General features: G+C 74.9%; 5 protein-coding genes and 1 pseudogene. 3 read left to right on the plus strand and 3 right to left on the minus strand.

The annotated features are described in order from the left end of the window. Positions 1-37: 37 nt before the first annotated feature. A complete protein-coding gene (gene ppc / locus ACFQ87_RS18955) occupies positions 38-2,848 on the minus strand; it encodes a phosphoenolpyruvate carboxylase (protein ID WP_380611913.1) in 2,811 nt (936 codons plus the stop codon). A 260-nt stretch (positions 2,849-3,108) separates the two neighbouring features. Between ppc and ACFQ87_RS18960 the strand changes: the two genes are divergently transcribed. Continuing rightward, positions 3,109-4,377, plus strand: a complete 1,269-nt coding sequence (locus ACFQ87_RS18960; RefSeq protein WP_380611914.1) for a sensor histidine kinase — start codon at positions 3,109-3,111, stop codon at positions 4,375-4,377. 34 nt (positions 4,378-4,411) lie between these two features. On the opposite strand, the gene ACFQ87_RS18965 is transcribed toward ACFQ87_RS18960, so the two are convergent. Together ACFQ87_RS18965 and ACFQ87_RS18970 are read right to left on the minus strand one after the other, a co-directional pair. Beyond that, positions 4,412-4,924: an SUKH-3 domain-containing protein gene (locus tag ACFQ87_RS18965; protein ID WP_380611915.1), complete on the minus strand. Its 513-nt coding sequence runs from the start codon at positions 4,922-4,924 to the stop codon at positions 4,412-4,414. A 118-nt stretch (positions 4,925-5,042) separates the two neighbouring features. Beyond that, positions 5,043-5,504, minus strand: coding sequence for a YwqJ-related putative deaminase (locus ACFQ87_RS18970; protein ID WP_380611916.1), 462 nt, complete (start codon positions 5,502-5,504; stop codon positions 5,043-5,045). A gap of 736 nt (positions 5,505-6,240) precedes the next feature. Between ACFQ87_RS18970 and ACFQ87_RS18975 the strand changes: the two genes are divergently transcribed. Together ACFQ87_RS18975 and ACFQ87_RS18980 are read left to right on the plus strand one after the other, a co-directional pair. Beyond that, positions 6,241-7,242: an SMI1/KNR4 family protein gene (locus ACFQ87_RS18975; RefSeq protein WP_380611917.1), complete on the plus strand. Its 1,002-nt coding sequence runs from the start codon at positions 6,241-6,243 to the stop codon at positions 7,240-7,242. 67 nt (positions 7,243-7,309) lie between these two features. Beyond that, positions 7,310-8,428: pseudogene (locus ACFQ87_RS18980) on the plus strand (hypothetical protein); the annotation flags it as partial.

The raw sequence follows: 8,428 nt of genomic DNA on the forward strand, positions 1-8,428 counted from the left end.
CTCCGGGGGAGGCACCGGCTCTTCGACGGTCGTCCCGTCAGCCGGTGTTGCGCAGGCCGGCGGCGATGCCGTTGACGGTGAGCAGCAGCGCGCGGGCGCGCAGCGGGTCCTCGTGGCGGCCGGCCGCGACCTCCTCGCGCTGGCGGCGCAGCAGCGCGACCTGGAGGTAGGAGATCGGGTCGAGGTAGGCGTCGCGGACGGTGAAGGTCTGCTTCAGCACCGGGTTGTGCTCCAGCAGTTCGCTCTCGCCGGTGAGCCGGAGCACCTCGCGCAGGGTGAGCTCGTGCTCGGCGACGATCTGGTCGAAGACGTGGTGCAGCTCGGCGGGCACCAGCTGCTCGACGTAGTGGCGGGCGATCCGCAGGTCGGTCTTGGCCAGCGTCATGGCGACGTTGGACAGGAAGTTGCGGAAGAAGTGCCACTGGCCGTACATCTCGTCCAGCACGTCGCCGAGGCCGGCCTCGCGGGCGGCGGCGAGGCCGGAGCCGACGCCGTACCAGCCGGGGACGATCTGGCGGGACTGGGTCCAGCCGAAGACCCACGGGATGGCCCGCAGGCCGTCCAGACCGGCGCCGGAGTCGGGGCGGCGGGACGGGCGGGAGCCCAGGTGCAGCGAGGCGAGCTGGTCGACCGGGGTGGCGGCGAAGAAGTACTTCGGCAGGTCGTCCTGCTCGACCAGGGCGCGGTAGGCGGTGTGGGCGGCCTCGGAGACCTGGTCCATCGCGGCGTCCCAGCGGGCCAGTTCCTCGGGGGCCTGGCGCGGGGCGGTGTGCAGCGCGGAGGCGGCGAGGGTGGCGGAGAGGGTCAGCTCCAGGTTCTCCCGGGCGAGGGAGGGGAGCAGGTACTTGTCGGAGATGACCTCGCCCTGCTCGGTGACCTTGATCTCGCCCTCCAGCGTGCCCCACGGCTGGGCCAGGATCGCCTCGTGCGAGGGGCCGCCGCCGCGGCCGACGGTGCCGCCGCGGCCGTGGAAGAGGCGCAGCCGGATGCCGTAGCGGTGGGCGACGTCGCGCAGTCGGCGCTGGGCGCGGTGGATCTCCCACTGGGAGGTGGTGATGCCGCCGAACTTGGAGGAGTCGGAGTAGCCGAGCATGACCTCCTGGACGTCGCCGCGCAGTGAGACGAGCAGCCGGTAGGAGGGGTCGGAGAGCATCTCGTCCAGGATGCGGTCGGCCTGCTGGAGCTCGTCGGTGGTCTCCAGCAGCGGCACGATGCCGATCTTGGCGATGCCGGCGTGCAGGTCGATCAGACCGGCCTCGCGGGCCAGCACGGTGGCGGCGAAGACGTCGTCGGCGCCCTGGCACATCGAGATGATGTAGCTCTCGACGATCTCGTCGCCGAAGCGCTCGAAGCCCTCGCGGATGGTGTTGAAGACGCCGAGGGTCTTGGTGCCCGCGTCGTCCAGCGGGGCCGGGGTGGGGGCGAGCGGGCGGCGCGAGCGCAGCTCCTTGGCGAGCAGCCGCTGCCGGTACTCGCGGGGCATGTCGGCGTAGCGCCAGGCCTCCTCGCCGAGGCGGTCGAAGAGCTGGCCGAGGGCGTGGTGGTGGGCCTCGGCGTGCTCGCGCACGTCCATGGTGGCGAGCTGGAGGCCGAAGGCCTCGATGGTGTTGATGGCGCGGGCCAGCCGGCCGTCGGCGATCAGCTCGCCGCGGTGGGCGCGCAGCGAGTCCTGGATCAGCCGCAGGTCGGCGACCAGCTCGCGGGTGCCGAGGTAGTCGCGGCCCTCGACGTGCGGGGTGCCGCCGGCCAGGCGCTCGCGGGTGTTCTCCAGCTTGAGCCGGATGCAGGTGGCCTTGAGGCGGTAGGGCTCCTCGGCGTTCATCCGCTTGTAGCGGGGGCTGAGTTCGGGGAGCCGGTGCAGGTCGGTGTTGAGCGAGGCGAGCAGTTCGACCGAGGCGCCGGCCAGCCGCTCGGAGGTGGAGAGGGTGTTGCGAAGCTCGTCGATGGCGGCGAGGGCGTCCTTGATCCCGTACTCGTGCTGGAGGTTGAGGACGTCCCAGGTGACCTGGGGGGTGACGTTGGGGTTGCCGTCGCGGTCGCCGCCGATCCAGGTGCCGAAGGTGAGCGGGCGCACGCCCTCGGGCAGGCCCAGGCCGACCCGGGCGAGCTCCTCGTGCAGTTCCTCCAGCACCTCGGGGACGGCCTCGCGGTAGAGCTCGTCCAGGTAGTAGACGGCGTTGCGGGCCTCGTCGGTGGGTTCGGGGCGGGCGATGCGCAACTCGTCGGTCTGCCAGAGCAGGTCGATGACCTCGGCGAGGCGGCGGTCGGCGGAGCGCTTGGCGCTGCTGGTGCGGGCCGGGTCGGCGGCGACCAGGCCGGAGGCGAGCTCCTCGCGGTGGATGCGGTCGAGGAGTTCGCCGATCCGGCGCAGCTTGTTGAGCACGCTGCGGCGGGCGGCCTCGGTGGGGTGGGCGGTGAAGACCGGGCGGACCGCGAGGTGGGCCAGGGTGTCCTCGAGGTGCTTGGGGTCGGCCTCGGCGAGCTGGTCGGCGGTCTGGGCGAGCAGCGAGCCCTCGCGGGCCCGGCGGGTGGCGAACTCGCGGCCGCGGTGCACCTGCTCGGTGACGTTGGCGAGGTGGAAGTAGGTGGAGAACGCGCGGACCAGCTTGGCGGCGGTGTCCAGGTCGATGTCGGAGAGGAGTTCGGCGGTGGCCTCGCCGTCGGTGCGGCTGAGCAGTCGGACCTGTTCGACCAGGCCCAGCAGCTGGGGGCCCTCCTGGCGGACCAGCGTCTCGCCGAGCAGGTCGCCGAGGCGGCGGATGTCCGCGCGCAGGGCCGAGTTGTCTGCGGCTGCGCCGGCGGCGGGGACGTTGGGACTGTCCGCCGGGGTGGGGACCGGAGCGGTCACGGCTGGCTCCCTGTGGTGGTGGGGTTCGGCAACGGCTCATCGTCACAGGTCCACGCGCAGTGTGGCGGGTGTGACGCGTGCGGACCGCGCTGTCCGACGCGACCAGCATAGGTGTCGGGGCGGTCGCTGTCCGAGAGGTGGCCGGATGGCGGACAGGACCGCCGAGAAGCCCCCGTGGTCTGAACCACTTGAGCGGTCCGCGAGGTGTGCCGGATCATCCCGGTGGGGAAGGGAACGGGTTGCGGCTTAGGCTGTCACGCATGAGCAAGTCGCCTGGGGAGCGCGTGCCGGTCCGGTCGTTCTGGTGGTGGAAGCGGCCGCGCAGCGCCTTCCTGGACATCGTGCTGGCGCTGCTGGCCGCGCTGGAGTGCTCAGCCAGCACGATCGCCTTCCTGGGCGCCCGGGTGGACTTGTCGGGCGCGGGCACGGCCGCGGTCGCGCTGCTCGGCACGCTGGCGGGCGGCTCGCTGGTGCTGCGCCGGCGGTGGCCGGCCGTACCGGTACTGGTGACCCTGGTGCTGATGCCCGGGATGCTCGGGGTGCTGCTGCTGGTGGTGTCCCTCTACACACTGGCGGAGACCTGGGAGTGGCCCTCGCGGCGCTGGCGGGTGGTGGCGCTGTCGGTGCTCGCCTTCGCCGAGGCGGTCGCGGTGATGATGGTGTCGATGCTGACGTCGGGCGACTCGACGGTGGAGCAGCCGGCACTCTGGGTCCAGGTGCTGATAGCGGTGCTGGTGGCGGTCGGGCTGACCGTCCCCCCGGTGGTCACCGGACTGTACGTGGGGGCGCGGCGGCGGCTGATCGAGTCGCTCAAGGACCGCGCGCACGGCCTGGAGACCGAACTGGACCTGCTCGCCGAGCAGGCGCAGGAACGTGCCCGCCGGGCCCGGCTGGAGGAGCGCACCCGGATCGCCCGGGAGATGCACGACGTGGTGGCGCACCGGGTGTCGCTGATGGTGGTGCACGCCGGGGCGCTGGAGCGGATCGTCGTCAAGGACCCGGAGAAGGCCGCGCAGAGCGCCAAGTTGATGGGCGAGGTGGGCCGGCAGGCGCTGAACGAGCTGCGCGAGATCCTCGGCGTGCTGCGGATGGACGACGAGCGGCAGCCGGAGCCGGACTCGCTGGCCGGGCTGCCCCGGCTGGTCGACCAGTCCCGGGCGGCCGGGATGGCGGTGATCCTGACGGTCAGCGGCAGTCGGCAGGAGTTCACCGCCGAGGCCGAGCAGACCGCGTACCGGGTCGTCCAGGAGGGGCTGACCAACGCGCACAAGCACGCGGGCGGGGCACAGGTGTCCGTGCTGCTCGCGTACGCGCCGAACGGGGTGCGGGTGAGCGTGGTGAACGCCTGCCCCGGCGGTGAGCGGGGTGCGGCGCAGCTGCCCAGCGGCGGCAACGGGCTGGTCGGGATGCGGGAGCGGGTGGTCGCGCTGGGCGGCACCTTCTCGGCCGGGCCGGAGGCGGACGGCGGGTTCCGGGTCGAGGCGGTGCTGCCGTCCCGGCTGGCGGTCCGGACGGACCGGCTGGGCTAGGGCGGACGGCTCGGGCCGGGACGGACCGCTCGGGCTAGGAGTGCCCCTCCGCGGTGCGCAGCCGTTCCGGCGCGGTGCCCAGGACCAGGGCACTGATCGCCTGGTCGATGCCGTGGCCGAGGAACCACTCGCCGGTGTGGTCCAGGCTGTAGACCCGGCCCTCCTCGTCGACGGCCAGCAGCGCCTGCCCGTACGCCTCCTCGCCGAGCGGGGCGAGCTGGGTGCCCAGCGCCCGCCCGAGGTCGAACAGGGTGCGCGGCTGGTGCAGGCCGCACAGCGGGTCGATCAGGAACGGGGTGCGGGCCAACTGGCGGCCCGGGCCGGACAGGTCGAAGGCGAGGGCGCCGAACTCGGCCCAGGCCTCGACCGCCGCGGGGAACACCGCGTGCTGGACGCCGCCGGACCCGCCGTACCCCGCCAGGGTGTCGGCCCACTCCTCGGCCTGCCGGATCTGCCAGCGGCCGGGGTGCCAGCCGGCCGCCTTGAGCTCGGCGGCTACGTCGGCGGGGAAGCGCGGGCGGGTCCGCCCGAGGCCGGCCGGGGACACAGTGGCCGCGGACAGGGTGGCCGGGGGCGGGGGCGGGGGCGGGCTGGGCGGATTCAGGGCGGACTCCGGGGCTCGGGGACAGGGGACGTACGAAGGGCGGCGGCCGGCGCGCGGCCGGTCAGCGTGCGGGCGGTCCGACGGCGACGCTCTGCACCGCGAAGTGCTCCAGCATCGGCGCGCAGGAGCGGCACGGCGGGGCGTGGGTGCCGTGTGCCGGGTCGCCCTCCTCGCGGATCCGGACGGTCGTCATCCGGGCGCCCTTGAGCGACTTGCGGGCCTCGTGCAGGCTCAGCGGCTTGCGGGCCGCGCGCTTGGAGCGCCTGCCGTCGACCGTGGTCAGGTGCTGGGAGAGCAGGACGGCCTCCGGGCAGCGGCCGGTGAACCGCTCGCGGGCCTCGACCGGCAGGGTCTCCAGGAACTCGCCGACCAGCGGGTGCAGGACCGGGCGCCGGTCGTCCTTGTCGCCCGCCAGGGTGTGCACGTCGCCGCCCTTGAGCGACAGCGCGGCGGCGACGGCGGGCAGCAGGCTGTCGCGGTGGTGGCGCAGCACGGGCGGGCCCGCCGGCTCACCGGTGGTCATGCGGTGTCCTCCTCCTCGTTCCCGGCGGTCCGGTCCCTGTTGGTTCCTGTTCGGTCCGGAGCAAGCCTGTCACTTGACACCGACAAGCGCACAACCGGGGTGCGGGCACGCCAGAACGCCCGTACGGCCGTTGGCCGATCGGCCCGGGCGCCCGTTGGCATCCTGACCCGATCCCGACCGGATCCGCACACCTTCGTCATGACTTGTCCGTTGATTTACCGAAACCGCCCCCGGACCGCAGCCGGGGCCGCTACGGTTCCGGCAGCGAGCCGAAGGGGGGCGCGCCCCGGCCGCCTGTTCGGTCAACTCGCGCCGATGAAGGAACCGTTGCGGGAGGCCGACGGCGTCCGGCGGTGGACGTCGCGGCGCGGTCCCCGGCCGCCCGGCGGCACGGGCGGGGCCGGCGGTGTTCACCGGCGGCGGTGAACTCGCCGATGCCGTACGGATGATCGGAGAGCACGGCGCGCGGGAGAAGCGCCGACACGGGCGGTTCGGCCCCAACTCCTGGACGGACGCCCCGCGGGCTGGCGTCCCGCGGGCCGCCGGGATCGACGCGGGTGCACCACCCCGCCCCGGTCCGCCTACGGCCGCCACACCTCGCGTGGACCCGGCGGGCGCGGGTGGCGGAGGTATCGGGACGGGCGCTGGGTGCGGGGGTTCGGCCGGCCGGGTGACCCAATAGGCTGGTGCCCAGCAAGCGCACCGAGAATTTGCAGCAGCCAGTGGGGGCTCCCAGATGACGACAGGTCGGCCCGGCGTCACCGCCGCACCGAACGCGGCGTACGCAGGTCAGGTGGTGCAGTTCCCGGATCCGGTCCGCGCGGAGCGGCACCCGGCCGGGGTCCGGGTGGACGAGTCCGGCTACCCGGACTTCGGTCCGTACGCCGCCGCGGCGGCCGAGGTCGCCGACCCGCCGGAGGGCTTCGGCGTGGACGAACTGCGGCTGACCGACTACGTCTCGGCCAACGCCGCGCTGTTCACCCAGGGCCACCCGCTCTGGGCCGACCTGGAGACCGCGGTGGCCACCCCGCCCGGCTGGACCTGGCACCACGCGGTCGGCCGGGCCGCTCCCGGCTGGCGGCGGATGGAGCTCGTCCCGGTCGAGGTCAAGGCCCTGCTGCGGCACCACGGCGGCCTGGCCACTTCGCCCGCCGACCACTCCCGCCGCGGCACCCGCCCGCTGCAGGAGCGCCGACCCGTCCACTTCTCGCTGGCCAAGGACGGCGGCGACCCGATCGGCGTCCCCGAGGACCTGGTGCAGCGCGCCGAGGAGCGCCTCGGCTACCGGCTGCCCGGCGCCTACCGCACCTTCCTCAAACTGGGCGGCGGCCGCGGCCCGGTCGGGGTGGCGCTGGACACCGAGCTCGGCATGCTGCTCGACCAGCCGTTCCTGACCCTCAGCGAGGAGTACGGCGTCGAGGACGTCGTGTACGCCAACAAGTGCCTGCGCGACCACCTCACCAAGGACTACCTGGGCATCGCCTACGTGCAGGGCGGCATCGTCGCGCTCAAGGTGCGCGGCGACCGGATCGGCTCGGTCTGGTTCCACCTGTACGACGACGCCCGCGACACCGGAGCCCCGGAGGCCCCCGAGGACCGCTGCGCCCGGCTGCTGCTGCCCTGCGGGGACGACTTCGACGCCTTCCTGCTACGGCTGGCCGGCAGCCCGCCGGAGCTGGAGACGGTCGCGGAGCTGATGGTGGACGGCGGGTTCGCCCGCGCCGTCCCGGTGGGCTGACGCGCGTGGGCGCCGGGGTGCAGGTGGAGCGGGGGACGAAGAGGATGCGGACAGGGGTGAACCGGGCGTGGTGACGTACGCGCAGGCGCAGGAGCTCGCCGAGGAGTGGATCAACGGCGGCGTGCCGCACTCGCAGCAGCGCGAGGTGCGGGTCCGGGAGTTCGACCTGGGCTTCGTCTGCTGGGCGGTCGCGCCCACGGACGCGGCGGCCGGTCCGGACGCCGGCACGGTCGGTGCGGACCAGGCCGGTTCGGGTGAGGCACGGCTGGTGATCGCCCGGGACTCGGGCGCCAGCACGCTGTGGCCGGCGCTGCCGGTCAACGAGGTGGTCCGGCAGTACGAGGAGATCTACGGGCGGCCGGTCGCGGCCAACCCGGCCGGGGCGGCGAAGCCCGCACCGGGGCCGGTGGAGGCCACCTCCTTCCTGCTCAGCCCGCCGCAGTGGCTGCAGGAGGCGGGGGCCGCGGCGATCGCGGCGGAGGCGGAGAAGCTGGGCGGCGCGGCCGCTCCGGCCGCCCCGGCCCCGGCCGTCGCACCGGTTGCCGCTCCGGCCCCGGCCCCGGCCGTCGCACCGGCTGCCGCTCCGGTCTCCGCCGAGGAACCGCCGGTGCCGCCCGCACCCTTGCCGGTGCCGCCCGCGCCCGCCGTGCTGACCGAGCCGCCGGTCTCCGACCGGCCCGCCGGGGACGCGCCGACCATGCTCGCCCCGCCGCCCGGCGACGAGCCGGCCTTCGTGCCGCAGCCCCCGGCCGCCGCGCCCGTGCCGCCGCCGGTCGCACCGGTCGCACCGGTCGCACCGGTGGCGCCGAACGCTCCGCTCGGCGCCGAGGCGGCGACCGTCCTGATGCCCGAGGGACTGCGCACCTCCGGCTCCGACCTGCCCGACACGCCCGCCCCGGCGGGGGCCGAGGCCGCGACCATGCTCATGCCCCCGGGCAGCGGCGGCTACGGCATGCCTCCGGTCCCGCCGTCGGCTGCCCAGCCCCCGGCCGCGCCGCCCGTCGCCCCGCCGGCCCCGGTGCCCGCCGCGGCGGCCGAGCCGGCGCCGACGCTGCTCGCGCCGCCGGACGCCATGCCCGGCCTGATGGGCCTGCCCGGTGCCCCGGCCACCCCGCCCGTGGGCGGCGCCCCGGTGGAGCAGGCGCCGACCATGCTGGCCTCGCCCGGCGGGCTGGCCGGCCTGCCC

This window comes from Kitasatospora sp. NPDC056531, from assembly GCF_042794375.1.
Lineage (GTDB): Bacteria > Actinomycetota > Actinomycetes > Streptomycetales > Streptomycetaceae > Kitasatospora.